The sequence below is a fragment of the Pseudomonas pseudonitroreducens genome (assembly GCF_021603645.1).
GTDB lineage: Bacteria > Pseudomonadota > Gammaproteobacteria > Pseudomonadales > Pseudomonadaceae > Pseudomonas > Pseudomonas pseudonitroreducens.
The window spans coordinates 1-18,822 of sequence record NZ_BQHJ01000011.1; the positions used below are offsets into that span (position 1 = coordinate 1).

Here is an 18,822-nt window from a genome sequence, read left to right on the forward strand (position 1 = left end):
GGCGCACCCGCTTGGGATGAAGGCGCAAGTCATGGGCCGCCATCTGCGGCGTCCATCCGCGCTTGGCCATCGCCTCGATCCGTGCGGCCATCGGCGGCAAGAGCGGGCTGGGCGACGGTGCTGGCTCGTCGTCGAAGGCGTCGACAGGCGCGGCCTCCGGCTGGAGTACTTCCTCCAGCTCGGCCGGCTCGACTGCAGCGACTTCCTCGATCTGGAGCGCTGGCATTGGCGGCACCTGGTCCATGCCCAGGGCCTGACGCGCCAGGCGTGCCTCGACGCGGCAGAGCGTCCGGTAGATCAGCTGTGCAGCACGCTCGTGCATGTCAGTGCCCCTCCGCAGTGATCCGCCAGCGGCTGTCGCGGCTGCCTTCGCGCACGTCTTCGATGCACTCGACGCGCAGGGCGGCATCAGGGAAAAGCTTGTGGCCCAGGCGCTTGGCGCATTGCTCGCGGCTCCAGCTGCAGCTGGCCGACTTGCCCTTGCTGGTGGCGGTGTAGCCGTCGCCAGCGCGGCGCATGTTGAACTCGATGGAGTCGCTCATGACCTGGCCTCCCGCATTTCCCGGAGGGCTTCCAAGACCTTTGCCACGGGGTCCAGGTACTCGCCAGTGATGGCAACCACTACCAGCTCGTTGCCGTTGTCCAGCGTCAGGTGCATGACGTCGAAGGCGTCGGCATCGAGCTGCTCGGCCTCGTCGATCATCTGGCGGACGCTCTTGTCCAGGTTCATGTCATCGAGCAGAGGTGCTTGTCCCATGTCACACCCCCAGCGCCCGAACACCGGGCGCATCGTGGGTGGACAGGTCGCGGATATAGCGAGCGATGGCACCGAGGTTGGTGCGCGGTTCGGCACCAGCACGAACACCTGGAACGCGCCAGGCCAGCCCGGCAACGGGGTCGGCACTGAGGTCGATCACGCGGCGTAGCTCGTCCGAGTCACCCACGGCGAGGGCGAAGTAGCCGTCACCGGGGTGCTCGTCGTGCAGCTCGATCAGGCCGTCTATGCGGCACACGGCATAGGTCTTAACCATGGTGATTCTCCTTTGAGGTTTCCCGCATCTCGTCACTCACGTCCCCCAGCTTGTCGGCCGCCTCGGTGATGATGTTCACGTGGTACTGGTCGACTTCCTCCCACGCGGCAGCCATTGCCAGGAGCTTCTCGCGCATGGCGTTTAGGCTGCGGCGGTGCCCCGCGTTTAGTTGCTTCTCTGTCCGAGTGGCCACGGTCACACCCCCGCGATGTCGAGCGGGATCGCCCGCCACTGGTCAGAGTCGCCCACACGCTCATGGACGCGGATGTAGTCCTTGGAGCCGACGACCTGGCAGGCCTCTGCGATGGCCTTCATTGCGCGCTGCCAGCGCTCGTCAGTGATTTCCAAGCGGCGAAGCGCAAGGACGTTGGCAGTACGTACCTCGCCTTTGGTGTCGGTGCGGAAAGCGTCGTTGACCAGGGTGACGACCTCCGGGCGGGCGCCCTCGGTCCATTCCAGCAGGCACTGGTCAATCAGGGCGCGGGCCGCCTGCAGGCGCTCATCGAACTGGATGGACTGCTGTACGGCCTTGGTGATCTTGAAGCGTCCATCGAACGACACCAGGCTGACGTTGCCTTTCTTGCCGCCCAGCTTGACGCCGTACTGATCGGCGGACAGCTCCACGAAAGCGGCGACGTCACCGAACGCCGACACCTTGAACTCGGCGATCAGGCTGTGCAGTTGCTTGGCCTTCTCCACAAGCTCCAGGACCAACTGGTCGCGTGCTTGGTCGATGGGCTTGATGAGGCTTTCGTGGACCAGGCGCTTCTGCGCATCCAGACGAAAGCCTTCAGGAATTGCGATTTGGTTCATGGGATGGCTCCTGTTGATCAGTGGAAAGTGAGGTCGATGGGGGACGGGCTGGCGAAGTCGCGGTAACTGATCGGCTCGGACCAGGTGACTTCCACGCCCTGGAAAATCGCACTCCAGCGTGTGCTGCCTGCCGTGCCGTGGCGCTGGAAACCGGCCACAAGACGCAGCTGTTCCATTAGCCGGCCGCCTTCGGGACTGATGGTCAGGCGGTTCTCGGCCGGCTCGATGCGGTGCAGGCGGATACCCATGCGCTGCAGATCACGCGCCGCGCTGTTGAAGGTCCGCAGCCGATCAGCCAGGCGCGGGGTCAGGACTTTCAGGACAGCGTTAGTGCTGGCTTGCATGGCTCGCCTCCAGGGCATTCGCGCAGTTGGGGTTGTGGGTGCAGTGCTGACAGGCCTTCCACTGCTGCATGGCCTGCGGGTTGTGCGTCGGAGCCTTCTTTTCGCGGTAGCTTTGGCACTCGATCAGGCTGATGGGCTCGCCCTGGGCGTGGCAGTCCAGGGCGCCCAGGGCGGCCACCACCCGGCGCTCGACCGCCGAGGTGCTCGGCGACGGGTAGCGATTGGAGAGCACCAGGCTGACCGCAGAGCGGCTCATGCCGATGCGCTCACCGGCACGGGTGCGGTTGGTCTGCTCGACCTCGGCGGCCAGCAGGCAGACCCACTGCGGGGGCTGCTCGCCCCAAGCGGACAGATCGACGCGGGCATTCATGCACTCACCTCACGCGCCAGGTCGTTGAACAGGCGCAACGCCTCGATGCCTTCCGTGCGCTCGCTGTCGTCGGGGTGGAATTGGGCGACCATGCGGCCGGCCAGGCGCTCGATGGGCTTAGCTGCTGCGAGCAGGTCGGCTAGTGCTTTCTCCAAGCAAGCCTTTTCCAGCCGTAGGCCAGCCAGCTCGGGGCTGTCCGGTATGTCCTTGGTCCAGACCACTTGGTCCAGGTTCGGGTCGTAGACCTGTTCGAAGGTGCTGCGCTGATAGACCGGGTGCTGCGGGCCGCTGTAGCGCTGGCGCACCAGGTGGTAGCGGGCAGGCTTGCCTGGGGTCCCATCGGTACGGGTGACGTAGCCGGCGAGGGTCAGCCCCTGCAGGTAGGTGCGGGCGGCCAGCTCGGTCATGGTCACGCCGTTGACGCTGGCGTGCTCCGCTGCCTCGGCGGCGCTCATCTCGCCCAGGATGCGCAGGGTGCGCCAGATGTTCTCGACGGCAGACGGGGGAACCCGCTCGCCTTTCTTGTTGACGCGCGGAGCCTCGGCGCCTTCATCCGCCAGCAGCTTCCAGCGGGCATCACGCTGGACCAGGACCTCTACACGCTCGACGATGCCGGCCTTCTTCAGGTCGCGCAGGTAGCTGCTCACGGCCTGATCTTCCTGGCCGGACAAACGCGACACGTTGTAGGTGGTCAGGCCCTTCGGGTCGCGGGACAGCGAGCGGATGGCTTCCCACATGTGCTGGCGCGGGCTCTTACCGCCAGTCATGGTGAGGTGAATGGCCTTACGCATTGCCCACCGCCTTGGAGCCCTGGCTCACGACAAGCATTTCACTGACGGTCACGAACTCATTGAGAGTGCGGCCGCACTCGGCGCACTCAACAACCAGGTCGATCAGCTTAGGATCGTGTGCGGCGGGGTTCACATAGGCGATGTGGTGTTCGCTGCCACAGCCCGCACAAGCGATCTCGGTGAGGTCTACATGGTTAGCCATGCTCAAGCCCTCCGCGCCGGGGCTTCGCCAGTGAACCAGCCGCGATTACCCCAGGTGGCCAGGTCAATCGTGTCGGTGCCAATGGCCTGGGCCTCGGTGTGGACGCGGTAGAGGTTCACGGCGACGCGGCGCAGGCAGCCCTGGGTCTTCGCGCACAGATCGTCCAGCAGCTCGTCTGCGATGGTGAGATGGGGGTAAGTGGCGTCTACCAGGTCGCGCAGGTCGTCGGCGGTGGCCGGCTGTGCGGGGACCCATTCCAGGACTCGGTTGTGCAGGCGCTCCAGCTTGGCCAGGCTGGTCGGCACGCGCTCTTCCCCAATCAGCACAATGGTTCCCTGGCTGGCGTTGAAAATGTCGGTGATGACGTTCGCGGCAGCCTTGTCCAGCAGGTACTGCGCATCGTCGATCAGCAGCGGACGGTTGCTGCGGCTGAGCTGCTCGGCGATCTGGTCGACCATCTCGGACAAGGTGCTGGCCGGAGTGATGCCCATGTCGCGCAGGACCGCCTGCAGGAAGGCTTTCCGAGTCCAGGTCTCACGGCACTCGACGTAGTAGGCGCGGTGCTTGGTGGCAGCGAACGCCGCTGCGAAGGACTTCCCGTAACCGGTCTTGCCGTAGGCAACCACAAGGCCCGGCAGGCCCACGGGACGGCGCATGGCGCGGTCGATAGCGTTGGCGAGAAGACCGACGTTGGTCAGCGGAACGATTTTCTTGGCACTCATAGTTGTTACTCCTGTGGTCAAGCGCGGGCCAGACCGGCCTCGGCAAAGTCGTACATGTCCTGGGTGGACTTGAATTCATCGGTGCGGGGGTATTCGCCATGCCAGCGATGGGCCTCGGGCTCCATCTGCTCGCCAGCGGTGATGCGGCGGTCGACGCGCTTCCACAGGCGATAGCGCGCCATGGAGTCGGTCGGAATCTCGAAGGTGCTGGGAGCGGCCAGCGCGGCGGCATAGCGGCGTGCCTCACTGATCTGCTCGGCACTCAGGTCGGCAGTTGGCGCGGCCTTTGGCACAACGCGCAGCTCGACGTTTTCGCCGGTCAAGGTCTTTGCCTTCTTAGCGACCCTGTTGAACTGGCCCTTCTCACGGCGCTCTTTGGCCTTATCCATCAGGCTCTTCGGCTTGGCGCCGACGGCGTTGCCGTTGATCAGCGCCTCGCCAATCAGCTCGCCATCCAAGGTGTGAACCCATACCCGGCTGGCATCGCGGAAGTCGTAGCCCACGCGCACTTCCTGACCGTGGTGTGGCTCCAGCGCCTCCAGGAAGTAGGAGTGGCCATGCAGTTGCACTTTGGCGCGATGTGTTGTCCGGACTTCCTGTGGCCGCACGATGGTGGCCACCACATCGGCATCCGCCATGATGGGCTCCCAGCCCTCGGCCATGGCCGACTTCCAGGACTCCATTGGACTCTGGTGCCGCAGCCTGCCTGTCTCGATATCGCGAACCTTAGGCAGGCCCCGATGTGGACGGTAGTTGTACTCGTCCAGTGCATTGCTAAGGTCAGAGACGAATTGCGCGAACTCGGGAACCTGTTTGGGCTTGATGCCCAGGTCCAATTCCTTGCGCGACAGCCGATACACACGGGTGGACGCTTCCTTGTCCATGTCTGCACCGATGTAGCTGTCGTAGGTTTTGGCCAGCCGCACCAGAATCGTCCGGTGCGAGCGCTCGATAACGCCACGTGCCTGCGAGCTGTACGGCAGCGAGTGAGTAATGGTGCCGCCCAGGCGGTCGTTTACCTCATAGATGATCTCGTTCTTGAAGCCTTTGCCGTTATCGACGTAGAACACTGCGTACATGCCAACACGGGTAAGGGCTTCGCGTAGAGCATCGAGCGTGGCCAGCGTGGATTCCGCCAGGTTGACCGCGAAGCCAACGATACGACGGGTTCCCCAGTCGATGATCGTCGTTACCTCGGGGCGGAATATCTGGCCGGTGTCTGGGTTGATCACCTCGGCATCGAACTTGTGGCCGTCTGCTACCCACACATCGTTGGGCCACAGAACGTCGGCATTCATATCCTTATGCGCCTTCAAGGACTTGATATCCCTTGCGCCCATGCGGCCCTGCTCTCGCACCTGCGGCGCCAGCTTGGCCAGCATTCGCCGCACAGCATGAATGCTGGGCGCTCCCTGGTACTCGGCCTTGAACAGTGCATAAGCCGCTTCAACGCTGGGCTTCTGTGGGCGCTGGTAGTGCTTCAGGAACGCGGGCGCCCACACTGGCAGGGTCATGTCCGGTTTGCGGCGGACAGGCGCTAGAGCTATCTCACCGTGCTTGCGGAAGTCCGCCAGCCAGCGCTTGAGGGTTCTCTCGCTCAGTGTGCGATCCGCAGTCTTGCGGTCGTTGGCGCGCTCAACACGCTCCGCGAGGTAGGGGCTAAGGGTGTTGTCACGTGCGGCAGCAACCAGCGTCAGGATGGAGCGCTGTTGGCTGACAAACTGACTCATCCGTTCGATTTCACGGATCAGGGATACGCGCGCGGTCATCACTTCCCGCTGATCATCGTTCAAGCGTGACGTGGAAATACCGTCACGCTTCGGCGTAATCAATGTGTGCGGCGCTGTCGGCTGAGGTGCTACCTGAGGCTGGTCCGCTTCAACCATGCGAGCCAACAGCGCTGCCTGGGCCTCTACTGGCAGGACGTCGAAGGAGTACTCACGACCGCCGCCTAGAGCAAGCCGTAGCTGTGCCTCCCAGCCTTCGCGTCTGGCGCGATGGTTGATGCCCTGGACTGTTCCGGGTAGGCCTGGCAGACCGGCGAGTTCCTGTGCGGAAAACCACTTACTCATGGGACGCCTCACCTGCCTCAAGATCGGCAATCAAGGCTGCTCCAAGGTTCAGGGCCGCAGTGCGAAGCCACTCTCTGGCATCATTCCATGCGCCTATTTCTACAGCGGCGCCTTCAGCCTCTACGCACTTGTAGAACTCGGTTGCATGGCGCAGGTCGTCTAGTAGTGCCTGATGAATACGGGTCATGGGCGACCTCCCAGCAGGCGCCCACGCCGAGCCAGTTCGTAGTCGCTAATGGTCGCCATGCCACGATCATCCGCGCCGGACAGGCCGACCCATTCAGGGTTGAACAGATGGTTGACCGCAGGGCGCCCTTTGCCTTGAGCTGGAGTACGCCCCTCGAAGCGGGCACGATATTCATCTGTGCCAAAGGCCTCGCGAATCATCAGCCAAGTACCTGGCTTCAAGTGCGACGGTCTCATGCTGCACCTCCGATCTGACGGCGCAGGGCACGTGCCTGGCGTGTAGCTTCTTCTTTGATGCTCTCCACTCGGCCCAACTCAGCTAGCAAGGCATCGCGCCCCCAGCTAACCCGACCACCACGAACGGTGACGATCAGGTCAGTCAGTTGATGGCTGCCGCAGACTTGCTCCAGGAGGGCCGCGCGGTAGAAAGGCAGGTTGTGATCGATGCGAGCGGTCGAGGACCAGGCATCCAGCATGGCTTTGCTGATGTCTTCGCCCGACAGGCGTGACATCTGCGCGGCAACGTCAAAGCGTTCAAGCCCGGTGGTCTTTGCCCCGCTCAGCATCTCGCTGACAATTTCGCTTACCTGGACGCGGAAGTCGCAGGCGCTAACCAGCTGGGGCTGCGGTACATCGAAGTCGATGTTTATGGTGCGGTCGTCTTTTCCGTGACGCATGTTTATGCCTCCGTTCCGGTTTTACGGTGCCCAAGGACATAAGCTGGGTTATTCTTTTGAGTACGCGCCGGCATAACTTCGGAGCGTTTGGGGCGCATGCGATTGGGGTTGCCGTTGGCGTCCCAGCGCTCCGGCCAGATGTCCTGGACGTCAAGGCTCAGCGCCTTGGCGATAGCCCGCTCCATGCGCGGGTAAGCAGTTCGCTTCACGTTCTTCACGGCAGGGCCGGAGACGTGCAGATCGCGCGCGAGCTTCGCCAGCGACGTGCCCTTGGCCCGTAGCTGGAACTTGATCCACTCCCAGCGCAGACCTGGGTCAGATGGGATTTCCGCTGTGTTCATGTCGTTGATCCATAGACCGCCTGGCGGGGTGGTCATGAGGTGATGTTTAACGTGTCCAACGACATAAACATAGAACCATGGAGCTTGAAAATCAATACCAGGGAGCTTCTTTCAAGTCCGACTTTCAACTTAATGGTGCTATAAGATTGGAAAATACAGATAAATCAATCGGTTACGAGAACTTGAAAGCGGATCGCCCTGGCGGTGTCTCGCTTTCAAGTTCGCGCACCGAGCTTGAAAGCGGAAAATTCAGCGAAAGACTGAAGGAGGCGATTGGCGCTCAGTCCGTTCTGGCGTTCTCTAAAGAGTGCGGGATAAGCGACAGCCTGATTAGGAAGTACCTTGCTGGCTCGCTCCCTGGTACGGATAACCTGGTGTCCATGGCAAGGGCGGCAAAAGTCAGCATCGCCTGGCTAGCAGCAGGTGAGGGGCAGAAGGTTCTGCAAAAGGAGGCGGCATACTCCGGCGAGGATGGTGTCTATGCCTATATCCCTCTCTACGATGCACGTTGCAGCTCCGGGCACGGATCGTGGAATGAGCGCGCTCGCATCCTCACGCACCTGGCGTTCACGCGCTATTCGCTTCGGAAGAAGGGACTCAGCCCTGAGAATCTGGCGTGCCTAAGGAACGACGGCGACTCGATGCTGGGGCTGATCGATGATGACGACACTGTGATGATTGATCTGAGTCGCGACAGCCTTGAGGGTGAGGGTGTCTATGTGATCCTGCTGGATGACCACTTGTTCGCTAAGCGGCTGCAACGTCAGTTTGACGGAGCAATTCATATCATCAGCGAGAACAAGGCCTATCCAATGATGACCGTTCCGAAGTCTGGAGCTGATCAGCTCCAGGTAGTGGGCCGGGCGGTCTGGGCTGGTGGCTGGCTGATCTAGAGGGCTGAAGCATGGGACTGAACCGGCCCACGCAGAGTTTGCGGCGCGAGCTACTCGATTTGTCGCGCCGCCTAGAATCGCTCGCAGGTAGCATCACCTTCATAGCGAAGGACCTGCCAGAGGCTGAAGGGATGAAGCTGCTTGGCCTTCTCGCTGACGTCTACGCGGAGGCCGATCAGCTTGAGGCCTTGGCTGATGAGGTGAAGCAGGGGCATATTCTGCGGCTCAAGCAGTAGTGCCAATTACCCCCGCTAAATTTTCCGTCCAGGCCATTCAGTAGTTTTGGCACTACTTTTCCGCTTCGCTCATTGAAGGCACCGCCGTCCGGGGCTCTCCAGCTACTTCCGGTTTCTTCCGGCTTCCTCCTGCCCTGTGCCAATACTCCCACTAGCTCACAAGAGGAGATAAGGCTTTTCGTAGGAGCGAGCTTGCTCGCGAACCTGGCCTCGCAACGGAACGTGTTCGCGAGCAAGAACTAGGCGTCCCCCTCGCTCCTACAGGTCGAATCCGCTGCAGGAGCGTGGCATGCCCGCGATCAGCCGGACGCAGCCAGTCAGCCGGGGAACAACACCTTCGCCACATCCCCATAGCGCTTGGCGAAATGCACCGTCAGCCCTTCCTTCAGATACTCCGGCAGTTCCTCGAAGTCGCCGCGGTTGGGCTCGGGCAGGATCAGCTCGAAGATCTTCTGCCGGCGCGCCGCGATGACTTTCTCGCGCACCCCGCCAATCGGCAGGACCTGCCCGGTGAGGGTCAGCTCGCCGGTCATCGCCACGCCCTTCTTCGGCGCCTGCTTGCGCGCCAGGGACAGCAGGGCGCTGGCCATGGTGACGCCGGCGCTGGGGCCGTCCTTGGGCGTGGCGCCTTCGGGCACGTGCACGTGGACGAAGGCCTGGTCGAAGAAGGTCGGCTCGCCACCATACTTCTTCAGGTTCGAGCTGATGTAGCTGTAGGCGATCTCCGCCGATTCCTTCATCACGTCGCCCAGTTGCCCGGTCAGCTTGAAGCCGCGGTTCAGCGTGTGGATGCGCGTCGCCTCGATGGGCAGGGTCGCGCCGCCCATGCTGGTCCAGGCCAGGCCGGTGATCACGCCGACGCCGGAGAGCACCTGCTCGGTACGGAACACCGGCATGCCCAGGTACTCCTCGAGGTCCTTGGCACCGATCTTCACCGTCGATTCGGGATTCTCCAGCAGCTTCATCACCGACTTGCGTACCAGCTTGCCGAGCACTTTCTCCAGCTGGCGCACGCCGGCTTCGCGGGCGTACCCCTCGATCACTGCACGCAGGGCAGCGTCGTTGATCGATACGCGGTTCTTCGGCACGCCGGCCTTTTCCAGCTGCTTGGGCCACAGGTGGCGCTTGGCGATGGCGAGCTTTTCCTCGGCGATGTAGCCGGACAGGCGAATGACTTCCATGCGGTCGAGCAACGGGCCGGGGATGGAGTCCAGGGTGTTGGCGGTGCAGACGAACAGCACCTTGGACAGGTCCAGGCGCAGGTCCAGGTAGTGGTCGAGGAACTCCACGTTCTGCTCCGGATCGAGCGTCTCCAGCAGCGCCGAGGCAGGGTCGCCCTGGTAGCTGCTGCCGAGCTTGTCGATCTCGTCGAGCATGATCACCGGGTTCATCACCTCCACCTCTTTCAGCGCCTGCACCAGCTTGCCGGGCAGGGCGCCGATGTAGGTGCGGCGATGGCCCTTGATCTCGGCCTCGTCACGCATGCCGCCCACACTGAAGCGATAGAACGGCCGCCCCAGGCTCTCGGCGATGGACTTGCCGATGCTGGTCTTGCCCACACCGGGCGGGCCCACCAGCAGCACGATGGAGCCGGCGATCTCGCCCTTGAAGGTGCCCACCGCGAGGAATTCGAGGATGCGGTCCTTCACGTCTTCCAGGCCGGAATGGTGGCGGTCGAGGACCTTGCGCGCGTGCTTGAGGTCGAGCTTGTCGACGCCCATCAGTCCCCACGGGACGGAGGTCGCCCAGTCGAGGTAGTTGCGCGTGACGGCGTACTCCGGCGAGCCGGTCTCCAGGATCGACAGCTTGTTCAGCTCTTCGTCGATGCGCTTCTTCGCCTGCTCGGGCAGGACCTTGCCTTCGAGGCGCGCGCGGAATTCGTCGGAGTCGGCGCTCTTGTCGTCCTTGGTGATGCCCAGCTCCTGCTGGATGATCTTCAGCTGTTCCTGCAGGAAGAACTCGCGCTGGCGCTCGCCGATCTTGCGATTCACCTCGGCAGACAGTTCCTTCTGCAGGCGCGCGACTTCCACTTCCTTGCGCAGCAGCGGCAGCACCTTCTCCATGCGCTTGAGGATCGGCACGGTATCCAGCACGCCCTGCAGCTCGGCACCGGGGGCGGTGGTCAGCGCCGCAGCGAAGTCGGTCAGCGGCGATGGGTCGTTGGGGTTGAAGCGGTTGAGGTAGTTCTTCAACTCTTCGCTGTACAGCGGGTTGAGCGGCAGCAGCTCCTTGATCGCATTGATCAGGGCCATGCCGTAGGCCTTCACCTCATCGCTGGGGTCGCTGGGGGTGTGCGGATACTCCACCTCCACCAGGAAAGGCGGGCGATGGCGCTTGATCCAGCCGCGGATGCGTACGCGCGACAGGCCCTGGGCGACAAACTGCAGCTTACCGCCCTCGCGGCTGGCGTGGTGCACGCGCACCAGCGTGCCGTGCTCGGGCAGGCTGTCCGGGTCGAAGTGGCGCGGGTCGTCCGGCGGATTCTCCATGAAGAACAGCGCCAGGCTGTGGTGCTCGGTCTTGGCGACCAGTTCCAGCGTCTCCGCCCAGGGCTCCTCGTTGACGATCACCGGCAGGACCTGCGCCGGGAAGAAGGGCCGGTTGTGGATCGGAATGACGTAGACCGTGGTCGGCAGGTTCTGCCCCGGCAACACCAGCCCGGTGTTGCTGACCTCTTCGGCGCTATGGATATCGTGAATCTCGTCGTGGTCGCTCATGAGGCACCTGACTGATTGAACATGACAGTCTAGATGGGGAAACCGGCTCGGGGTTTCAATCCCATGCTGCTGCAGGATGTGTCTGGAGCATGTTGCGGCCGATTGTGTCCGACTTGAGCTTACGAACGGATTAGCGGGCGCGGGCGCAGGAAATCACTGGGAGGCCGGCCGAAGTGGCGGCTGAACATCGCGCTGAAGGCGCTGGGCGTGCTGTAGCCGACTTCCAGCGCCACGTTCAGCACGCTCTCGCCCAGGGCCAGGCGTTCCAGCGCGGCCAGCAGGCGTGCCTGTTGCCGCCATTGGCCGAAGGTCAGCCCGGTTTCGCGGGAGAACCAGCGCTGAACCGTCTTGCTGTCCACGTTCAGTTTCGCCGCCCACTCGTCCAGGCCGGCGTTGTCGCCGGGCTGCGCCTGGATGGCCTGGCACAGCGCGCGCAGGCGCGGATGGGCGGGCAGCGGCAGGTGCAACGGCAACATGGGGTCTTCGCGCAGTTCATCCAGCATCAGACCGAGGACGCGCCCGTCGCGGGAGTCCGGGGTGACCTCGCCACTGATCGACAGCGCGGCCAGGATCAACTCCCGCAGCAGCGGCGAGACTGCCAGTACACAGCAGTCCGGCGGCAGGTGCGGGGCGCTGCCCGGCTCCACATAAAGCGTGCGTACCTGCACGTCGCCGACCATCCGCGTCCAGTGCTCCACGCCGCCGGGTATCCACAGGCCGCGGTTGTCCGGCACCACCCACTGGCCGCTGGCGCTGCCCACCACCAGCACGCCGCGCACGGCATAGAGCAACTGCGCGCGATGGTGGCTGTGTGCGGGCACCTGATGGCCGTCGGGGAAGTCCAGGGCAATGGCCGCCACCGGGCTGGCGGCCCGTTCGTCGCCGTGGTTTTCCGGCAGTTGGCCTGCGGTGTCCTTTTTGCGCATGTGGGTGCCTGTTTGTCGTTAGACGACCACTTTCCTTCATCGCTAGGCTGCTGAACAGTCCCCATCTGCCCTGATGATCCTGCTATGACCGAACTTTCCATGAACGCACTGGCCTCCATCACCGAGCAACTGGCCCGCATTGCCCGGTTGCTTGAACAATCCCTGCCTGCGCGCGCCGAGTTGGCGTTGGCGGAGGGCGCCATCGCCCACCTGTGGGAATACCGCCAGGGCCAGCCGCGCCTGACGCCAGTGATCGAGCCGGCGCTGATCGCCTTCGATGACCTGCGCAATGTCGACCGGCAGAAGGCGCTGATCGAGCAGAACACCCGTCAGTTCGTCTCCGGCCGCCCGGCCAACAACGTGCTGCTGACCGGCGCCCGCGGCACTGGCAAGAGTTCCCTGGTGAAGGCCTGCCTGCATGCCTTTCATGCCGAAGGGTTGCGCCTGATCGAGGTGGACAAGGAGCATCTGGCCGACCTGCCGCAGATCATCGACCTGCTGCGCCAGCGCCAGGAGCGTTTCATCCTGTTCTGCGACGACCTGTCCTTCGAGGATGGCGAAACCGGCTACAAGGGCCTGAAGACCGTGCTCGACGGCTCGGTGGCCGGGCAGTCCGGCAACGTGCTGATCTACGCCACTTCCAACCGTCGCCACCTGCTCGCCGAGCGTGCCGAGGACAACCTGTCCTTCCAGCGCAGCGAGAGCGGCGAGTTGCACCCGGGCGAGGCGGTGGAGGAGAAAATCTCGCTCTCCGAGCGCTTCGGCCTGTGGATATCTTTCTATGCCTTCAGCCAGGAGCAGTACCTGGAGGCAGTCGCCCGCTGGCTGCAATACCACGGCCTGGGTGGCATAGCGCAGGAAGAGTGGGAACAGGCGGCGATCCGCTGGGCGACCCATCGCGGGTCGCGGTCCGGGCGGATCGCCGCGCAGTTCGCCCGGGATTACGCCGGGCGTCGGCCTTAGCCTTTAGAAGGCCACTTTTACCCCCGCCTGGATACCACGCCCGCCAGCCGGCACGCTGTCGCGCAGGATCGAGCTGGCGTAGCGCACGGTCTGGTTGGTCAGGTTCTCGCCCTTGACGAAGGCCAGCCAGCGGCTGTCGCCCAGGTCGAAGCGGTAGCCGAGGCTGGCGCCGAGGGTGGTGTAGCCGTCGGTGCGCAGTTCGTTCTCCGGCACGCGGTTCTGCTTGGCGGCGTATTCCACGTCGAGCCGCGCCTGCCACTGCTGCAGTTCCCAGAGCAGCGCGCTGTTCAGGCGCAGCGGGGCGATGCGCGGCAGGGCTTCGCCGGTGTCCTTGTTCTTGGCGCGGGTGTAGTCGCCGGACAGTTCCAGATCGAAACGGCCATAGGGGCTGTCCAGCAGGTGGATGCGATCCTGCGCCTCGACGCCATAGAAGTCTGCCTTCACGCCACTGTAGAGGTATTCGGGCAACGCCTCGTCGTCGCCAGCGTCCACCACCGCGCCTTCCTCGTCGCGGTAGCGCCCGCTCGCCAGCAGGCCGATGTAGTTGGAGAAGCGGCTGTAGAACACGCCGACGCTGCCTTTGTGCCGGCCGCTGTCGAAGCGCAGGGCGAGGTCGGTGGACACGGCTTTTTCCTTGCTCGCGTTCGCGTCACCCACTTCATAGGTGCCGGTGGCCGCGTGAGCACCATTGGCGTACAGCTCGTAGAAGGTCGGCGCGCGTTCGGTGTAGGCCAGAGTGCCAGCCAGCGACCAGATCGGCGTCAGTTGGTACACCGCGCCCGTGGACAGGCTGCCCGCGGTGAAGCTGCGTGAACCGTCGTTCTCGGCGAAACGTTCATTGTCCTTGGCGTTCGGCTCGATGCGCGTGTGCTCGGCGCGGCCGCCGAGGTTCAGCGCCAGGCGCTCGGTGGCCTGCCAGTTCTCCAGGAAGAACAGCGCGGCGCTGTCGGTCTCGGTATGCGGCACGAAGGCCTCTTCGCCCAGCGCCGAGAAGCGACTGTTGGCCACTTGCGCGCCGACGATGCCTTCAACCGGGCCGATCGGTTTGTGTCGGGCCTCGATGCGCGCCTCGTAGCCGTCGTTCTTGAAAGTGGTGCCAGTCTCGCCGTCCTCGATTTCCTTGTGCTGGTACTCGGTGTAGGCCGCGTCCAGCTTGACCGAGCTGAAGGGGCCGTCGAGGTCGCGGATTTCCGAGGCGAAGGCGTAACGGTCCTGCTGCATCTTCAGGCGTACGTCGTCCTCGGCGGGTGACCCATAGTTGCTGTCATATCCGCTGTAGGACAGCCCCGCATAACCGTGATCCCAGTGGTAGCTGCCGCCGATGGCGCCGCTGTCCTGGCGGCCGTCGCTGTTGTTCACGCGGTGCTTGGCGTCGTCGCCGTCGCTCTGCCGCTGGCGCGCGGAGTGGGCGTAGCCGGGAATGCGCAGGTCGTTGAACTCGCGGGAGCCTGCGTCGAGGTGCAGAGCGAAGTTGCCGTCGCCGGCTTCGAGCGCGCCGGCAGCACTGCGGGTGGTATCCGCGCCGCCGTAGCGCAGCTCGCCCTGGCCGTGGATACCGTCCACCGGTTCGCTGGGGATGCGGTTGTCGAAACTGTTGACCACGCCGCCGATGGCGTTGCCGCCGTAGAGCAGGGCGGCCGGGCCGCGCACGACTTCGATGCGTTCGACCACGTTGGGGTCTTCCGGCACGGCATGGTCGTAGGACAGTGACGAGGCGTCCAGCGCGCCCACGCCATTGCGCAGGATACGGATACGGTCGCCGTCCATGCCGCGGATCACCGGGCGGCTGGCGCCGGGACCGAACCAGGTGGAGGAAACGCCCGGCGTGCCATTGAGGGTTTCACCCAGGCTGCCTTTCTGCCGCAGGGTCAGTTCATCACCCGTCAGCACGCTGCTGGGAGCAGCGGGGGAGGCATCACCCAGCGGGTTGGCGGTGATTACCTGTGGCTCCAGCTCGGTGGGGGCGGCATCGGCCAGCGAGGGTGCGCCGGCGCACAGGGCCAGGCCCAGCGGTGCAAGGCGCCAGCGCGGGCGGGGAAGGAATGGGGGCATGACGAACTCCTGGTTTTCTTCTGGCAAAGCGAACCCCTCCCTGGTGGTCAGGGATGCGCCAGGCGGCGGGGAAGGGGCTATGGGGAAACGTTATTTGTTATAACATAACATATCTGTTGGTTAGCAAGACTTTCTGGCTTAGATGCTTTGGTGCTTTTGCTTCTTTGCAGTTGCGCCGGGTTGCACCTCTCGGCTGGGCAGGCTGAACGAAATTTCGTACCATGCTCAAAATTTGATCAGCTTGCGCCATGTTCGATACCCGCCTCGCCACGCTGTCCGACCAGACCGACCAGCACGCCCATGACCATCACCAGTTGGTGATGTCTCTGAGCGGCCGCGCGGAATTCGAGATCGGCGGCGCCGCTGGTGAGGTTTGCCGCATGCGCGCCTGCCTGGTGCCGGGGGATATCGACCACGAGTTCGCCGGGCTCGGTGATAACCGCATGTTGATCGTCGACCTCGATGAAACCGGTGCTGCTGAACAGGACCGCGAACTGTTGGCGCGGCTGTTCGAGGTGCCGCGCTACCCGACCCTGGATGCAGATTTCCAGCACCTGCTCAGCTACGCCGGAGCGGAGATCGCCCGCTACGGTGATGACCCGCTGCTCGCCCGTGCTCTGGGCGGTGTGTTGCTGCGCGCACTGCATCTGCGACTGTTCGGCGAGGAGCGTGCGCCGCGCAACGGGCCGCTGGATCTGCAGCGGCTGGACGGCTACATCACCGATCATCTTTCCCGGCGCATCACCGTGGCCGAGCTGGCGCAGGTCGCCTGCCTGAGCCCCAGCCACTTCCATGCGCAGTTCAAGGATCGCGTCGGTCTAACGCCGCACCAATATCTGTTGCGCCAGCGTCTCGACCGTGCCGCGCGGCTGCTGCGGGAAACCGACCTGCCGCTGGTCGGGGTGGCCGGCGAGTGCGGTTTCTCCAGCCAGAGCGCGCTGACCACGGCAATGCGTCGCTACCTGGGATTGACCCCGGGCAGCCTGCGGCGCAGCTGATTTCATTAGCCTGTGCCGGCCTGATTGCTGATCGAATGGTCAATTGTTGGCCTGTGGGGCCGGAGCCTTTTGCAAGAACTCCAGAGCTTTCAGCAAGAATTCCTTTGGGTGCAACCCATAGAGTCCGCCCACCGCGTTGCTGGTGTTCCAAGGTGCAACCCGGTCAGACCAAGAACAACAGCCAGCTCGATACGCGGGAGGGGCGCCATGCCCATCACCGGTTCTGTCTTTGCCTGTCGCGCGCCTGCACCTGGCCGCGCCACTTCCTTCACGGCCCGGCCTGCAGCGCCTGCCCGTGGCCTCGCGCCGTCACCGGTCGGACCGGTGCAACCGCATCGCCTGCTTTCTGTACAATCCGCGCCCTCGCGCGCCGGCCACTCCCTGCCGCTTCTTCATGCGTGCGTGTGCTCAATTTCAGTTACTGCCGACGAGCTTCGTCGCCAGCCCCGTATTGTGCGGCTGGGGGAAATTCGTCGGGAGCGGGGCGCCCACTCCGGCGCCTGAAGGATGACCGGGCCTGGCCCGGGAAACGGCCCGCACCTCGCTTACCGGCGAAGGCGGGACGGAAGTCGCCGTGGTGAGACGGCGGCTGCAGGAAGACGCCAGCAAGGACGAGGGCGTGCCTGCGTCGGGATGCGTAGCGGTTCGGTGCCTGTTTGGCATCACGCGCAACCCGGTTTGCCTGTGAGCAAGCGCTAACCGGCCGGCGTCAACCACGCCGGCTGCCAGTCAAGGGTTCGCGATACCCCGCGAGCCTGGATAAAAACAAGCTGTAGGGGAGTCCCCATGAGCGTCAACACGCCAACACTGATCACTTTCGTGATCTACATCGCGGCCATGGTTCTGATCGGCTTGGCCGCCTATCGTTCGACCAACAACTTCTCCGACTACATCCTCGGTGGCCGTAGCCTCGGCAGCTTCGTCACCGCGCTGTCGGCCGGTGCCTCGGACATGAGCGGCTGGCTGCTGATGGGCCTGCCGGGCGCCATCTACCTGTCGGGCATCTCGGAAAGCTGGATCGCCATCGGCCTGATCTGCGGCGCCTACCTGAACTGGCTGTTCGTCGCCGGCCGCCTGCGCGTGCACACCGAGCACAACGGCAACGCCCTGACGCTCCCGGACTACTTCAGCACCCGCTTCGAGGACAACAGCCGCATCCTGCGGGTGATCTCCGCGCTGGTGATCCTGGTGTTCTTCACCATCTACTGCGCCTCCGGCATCGTCGCCGGCGCCCGCCTGTTCGAAAGCACCTTCGGCATGTCCTACGAGACCGCGCTGTGGGCCGGTGCTGCCGCGACCATCGCCTACACCTTCGTCGGTGGTTTCCTGGCGGTGAGCTGGACCGACACCGTGCAGGCCTCGCTGATGATCTTTGCGCTGATCCTCACCCCGGTGATCGTGCTGTTCGCCACCGGTGGCGTGGAACCGACCTTCGCCGCCATCGAGCTGAAGGACGCCGCCAACTTCGACATGTTCAAGGGCGCTTCCTTCGTCGGCGTGCTGTCGCTGATGGCCTGGGGCCTGGGCTACTTCGGCCAGCCGCACATCCTGGCGCGCTTCATGGCCGCCGATTCGGTGAAATCGATCCCGGCTGCCCGCCGCATCTCCATGACCTGGATGATCCTCTGCCTGGGTGGCGCCGTCGCCGTGGGCTTCTTCGGCATCGCCTACTTCCAGGCGCATCCGGAACAGGCCGGCGCGGTGGGCGAGAACCACGAGCGCATCTTCATCGAACTGGCGAAGATCCTTTTCAACCCGTGGATCGCCGGCGTGCTGCTGTCCGCCATCCTCGCCGCGGTAATGAGCACCCTGAGCTGCCAGCTGCTGGTGTGCTCCTCGGCGCTGACCGAAGACTTCTACAAGGCCTTCCTGCGCAAGAACGCCAGCCAGCTCGAGTTGGTGTGGGTCGGTCGCGCCATGGTGCTGCTGGTGGCGCTGGTGTCCATCGCCCTGGCTGCCAACCCGGAAAACCGCGTGCTGGGCCTGGTGTCCTACGCCTGGGCCGGCTTCGGCGCCGCCTTCGGTCCGCTGGTGCTGTTCTCCGTGCTGTGGAAGGGCATGACCCGCAACGGCGCGCTGGCCGGCATCATCGTCGGTGCGGTCACCGTGATCGTCTGGAAGCAGTTCGGCTGGCTCGGCCTGTACGAGATCATCCCGGGCTTCATCCTCTCCAGCATTTCCATCGTGGTGTTCAGCCTGATCGGCTCGGCACCGTCGAAGGCGATGATCCAGCGCTTCGAGGAAGCCGAGGCGGAATACGCCGAGGCCACTCAGCCGGCCGGCACTGCCGTGACCAGCCGCTGATCCTGCGCTGAATGAAAAAGGCCGCGCTCCCGCAAGGGGCGCGGCCTTTTTCATTGGGGCTCTTTGTAGGAGCGAGCTTGCTCGTGAATTCGCCCGACACCCATGGCATCAAGGGGGTTCGCGAGCAAGCTCCGCTCCTACAGATCATGGCTCCGTGCTGACCTGTGCGTAGGAGCGGACTCCG

At 64.0% G+C, this 18,822-nt stretch carries 23 protein-coding genes and 1 pseudogene; 5 read left to right on the forward strand and 19 right to left on the reverse strand.

Annotation, left to right across the window (positions count from 1 at the left end):
• The 16 genes and pseudogenes from L6D89_RS23925 to L6D89_RS23995 form a co-directional block, all read right to left on the reverse strand.
• A pseudogene (locus L6D89_RS23925) lies at nucleotides 1–322 on the reverse strand (hypothetical protein); the annotation flags it as partial.
• Between the two features lies 1 nt (nucleotide 323).
• The gene (locus L6D89_RS23930) at nucleotides 324–542 is read right to left on the reverse strand and encodes a hypothetical protein (protein WP_024767767.1); all 219 of its coding nucleotides are present in this window, start codon (nucleotides 540–542) and stop codon (nucleotides 324–326) included.
• The gene (locus L6D89_RS23935) at nucleotides 539–757 is read right to left on the reverse strand and encodes a hypothetical protein (protein ID WP_038803273.1); all 219 of its coding nucleotides are present in this window, start codon (nucleotides 755–757) and stop codon (nucleotides 539–541) included. The genes L6D89_RS23930 and L6D89_RS23935 overlap by 4 nt, the downstream gene beginning before the upstream one ends.
• 1 nt (nucleotide 758) lies before the next feature.
• On the reverse strand, nucleotides 759–1,031 hold the full coding sequence (locus L6D89_RS23940) for a hypothetical protein (RefSeq protein ID WP_236201402.1): 273 nt from the start codon (nucleotides 1,029–1,031) through the stop codon (nucleotides 759–761).
• Entirely contained in the window at nucleotides 1,024–1,146 is a 123-nt protein-coding gene (locus L6D89_RS32640) for a hypothetical protein (RefSeq protein ID WP_276574833.1), read from the reverse strand. The genes L6D89_RS23940 and L6D89_RS32640 overlap by 8 nt, the downstream gene beginning before the upstream one ends.
• 80 nt (nucleotides 1,147–1,226) lie before the next feature.
• Nucleotides 1,227–1,844, reverse strand: a complete 618-nt coding sequence (locus L6D89_RS23945) for a DUF3164 family protein (RefSeq protein WP_054906990.1) — start codon at nucleotides 1,842–1,844, stop codon at nucleotides 1,227–1,229.
• Nucleotides 1,845–1,861: 17 nt separating this feature from the next.
• Nucleotides 1,862–2,188: a hypothetical protein gene (locus L6D89_RS23950; protein ID WP_236201403.1), complete on the reverse strand. Its 327-nt coding sequence runs from the start codon at nucleotides 2,186–2,188 to the stop codon at nucleotides 1,862–1,864.
• The gene (locus L6D89_RS23955) at nucleotides 2,172–2,558 is read right to left on the reverse strand and encodes a helix-turn-helix domain-containing protein (RefSeq protein WP_236201404.1); all 387 of its coding nucleotides are present in this window, start codon (nucleotides 2,556–2,558) and stop codon (nucleotides 2,172–2,174) included. The genes L6D89_RS23950 and L6D89_RS23955 overlap by 17 nt, the downstream gene beginning before the upstream one ends.
• Nucleotides 2,555–3,349 (reverse strand): MarR family transcriptional regulator, encoded by a 795-nt coding sequence (locus tag L6D89_RS23960; protein WP_236201405.1) that lies wholly within the window; start codon nucleotides 3,347–3,349, stop codon nucleotides 2,555–2,557. The genes L6D89_RS23955 and L6D89_RS23960 overlap by 4 nt, the downstream gene beginning before the upstream one ends.
• Nucleotides 3,342–3,551, reverse strand: coding sequence for a hypothetical protein (locus L6D89_RS23965; protein WP_236201406.1), 210 nt, complete (start codon nucleotides 3,549–3,551; stop codon nucleotides 3,342–3,344). Before L6D89_RS23965 ends, L6D89_RS23960 begins: the two co-directional genes overlap by 8 nt.
• A 2-nt stretch (nucleotides 3,552–3,553) precedes the next feature.
• Nucleotides 3,554–4,273 (reverse strand): AAA family ATPase, encoded by a 720-nt coding sequence (locus L6D89_RS23970; protein ID WP_054906993.1) that lies wholly within the window; start codon nucleotides 4,271–4,273, stop codon nucleotides 3,554–3,556.
• A gap of 17 nt (nucleotides 4,274–4,290) precedes the next feature.
• The gene (locus L6D89_RS23975; RefSeq protein ID WP_236201407.1) at nucleotides 4,291–6,345 is read right to left on the reverse strand and encodes a DNA-binding protein; all 2,055 of its coding nucleotides are present in this window, start codon (nucleotides 6,343–6,345) and stop codon (nucleotides 4,291–4,293) included.
• Entirely contained in the window at nucleotides 6,338–6,532 is a 195-nt protein-coding gene (locus L6D89_RS23980) for a hypothetical protein (RefSeq protein WP_236201408.1), read from the reverse strand. The genes L6D89_RS23975 and L6D89_RS23980 overlap by 8 nt, the downstream gene beginning before the upstream one ends.
• The gene (locus L6D89_RS23985; RefSeq protein WP_236201409.1) at nucleotides 6,529–6,768 is read right to left on the reverse strand and encodes a hypothetical protein; all 240 of its coding nucleotides are present in this window, start codon (nucleotides 6,766–6,768) and stop codon (nucleotides 6,529–6,531) included. Before L6D89_RS23985 ends, L6D89_RS23980 begins: the two co-directional genes overlap by 4 nt.
• Nucleotides 6,765–7,208: a hypothetical protein gene (locus tag L6D89_RS23990; protein ID WP_236201410.1), complete on the reverse strand. Its 444-nt coding sequence runs from the start codon at nucleotides 7,206–7,208 to the stop codon at nucleotides 6,765–6,767. Before L6D89_RS23990 ends, L6D89_RS23985 begins: the two co-directional genes overlap by 4 nt.
• Nucleotides 7,209–7,210: 2 nt before the next feature.
• Nucleotides 7,211–7,549, reverse strand: coding sequence for a helix-turn-helix domain-containing protein (locus L6D89_RS23995; protein WP_236201411.1), 339 nt, complete (start codon nucleotides 7,547–7,549; stop codon nucleotides 7,211–7,213).
• Nucleotides 7,550–7,626: 77 nt separating this feature from the next.
• Here L6D89_RS23995 and L6D89_RS24000 point away from each other — a divergent pair, with 77 nt between their 5' ends.
• Nucleotides 7,627–8,442 (forward strand): S24 family peptidase, encoded by an 816-nt coding sequence (locus L6D89_RS24000; RefSeq protein WP_236201412.1) that lies wholly within the window; start codon nucleotides 7,627–7,629, stop codon nucleotides 8,440–8,442.
• A gap of 11 nt (nucleotides 8,443–8,453) precedes the next feature.
• Nucleotides 8,454–8,678: a hypothetical protein gene (locus L6D89_RS24005; protein ID WP_236201413.1), complete on the forward strand. Its 225-nt coding sequence runs from the start codon at nucleotides 8,454–8,456 to the stop codon at nucleotides 8,676–8,678.
• A gap of 317 nt (nucleotides 8,679–8,995) precedes the next feature.
• Here the strand turns inward: L6D89_RS24005 and lon are convergent, their stop codons facing one another.
• Both lon and L6D89_RS24015 read right to left on the reverse strand, forming a co-directional pair.
• Nucleotides 8,996–11,395, reverse strand: a complete 2,400-nt coding sequence (gene lon / locus L6D89_RS24010) for an endopeptidase La (protein ID WP_236171894.1) — start codon at nucleotides 11,393–11,395, stop codon at nucleotides 8,996–8,998.
• A 119-nt stretch (nucleotides 11,396–11,514) separates the two neighbouring features.
• A complete protein-coding gene (locus L6D89_RS24015; RefSeq protein WP_236201414.1) occupies nucleotides 11,515–12,321 on the reverse strand; it encodes an AraC family transcriptional regulator in 807 nt (268 codons plus the stop codon).
• Between the two features lie 99 nt (nucleotides 12,322–12,420).
• Here L6D89_RS24015 and L6D89_RS24020 point away from each other — a divergent pair, with 99 nt between their 5' ends.
• On the forward strand, nucleotides 12,421–13,284 hold the full coding sequence (locus tag L6D89_RS24020; protein WP_445009256.1) for an ATP-binding protein: 864 nt from the start codon (nucleotides 12,421–12,423) through the stop codon (nucleotides 13,282–13,284).
• 3 nt (nucleotides 13,285–13,287) lie between these two features.
• Here the strand turns inward: L6D89_RS24020 and L6D89_RS24025 are convergent, their stop codons facing one another.
• Nucleotides 13,288–15,336: a TonB-dependent receptor gene (locus L6D89_RS24025; RefSeq protein ID WP_236201416.1), complete on the reverse strand. Its 2,049-nt coding sequence runs from the start codon at nucleotides 15,334–15,336 to the stop codon at nucleotides 13,288–13,290.
• Nucleotides 15,337–15,584: 248 nt separating this feature from the next.
• On the opposite strand from L6D89_RS24025, the gene L6D89_RS24030 reads away from it, so the two are divergent.
• Nucleotides 15,585–16,334, forward strand: coding sequence for an AraC family transcriptional regulator (locus tag L6D89_RS24030; protein ID WP_236201417.1), 750 nt, complete (start codon nucleotides 15,585–15,587; stop codon nucleotides 16,332–16,334).
• 786 nt (nucleotides 16,335–17,120) lie between these two features.
• Nucleotides 17,121–18,638: a sodium/proline symporter PutP gene (gene putP / locus L6D89_RS24035; protein ID WP_169941314.1), complete on the forward strand. Its 1,518-nt coding sequence runs from the start codon at nucleotides 17,121–17,123 to the stop codon at nucleotides 18,636–18,638.
• The last annotated feature ends 184 nt before the right edge of the window (nucleotides 18,639–18,822 follow it).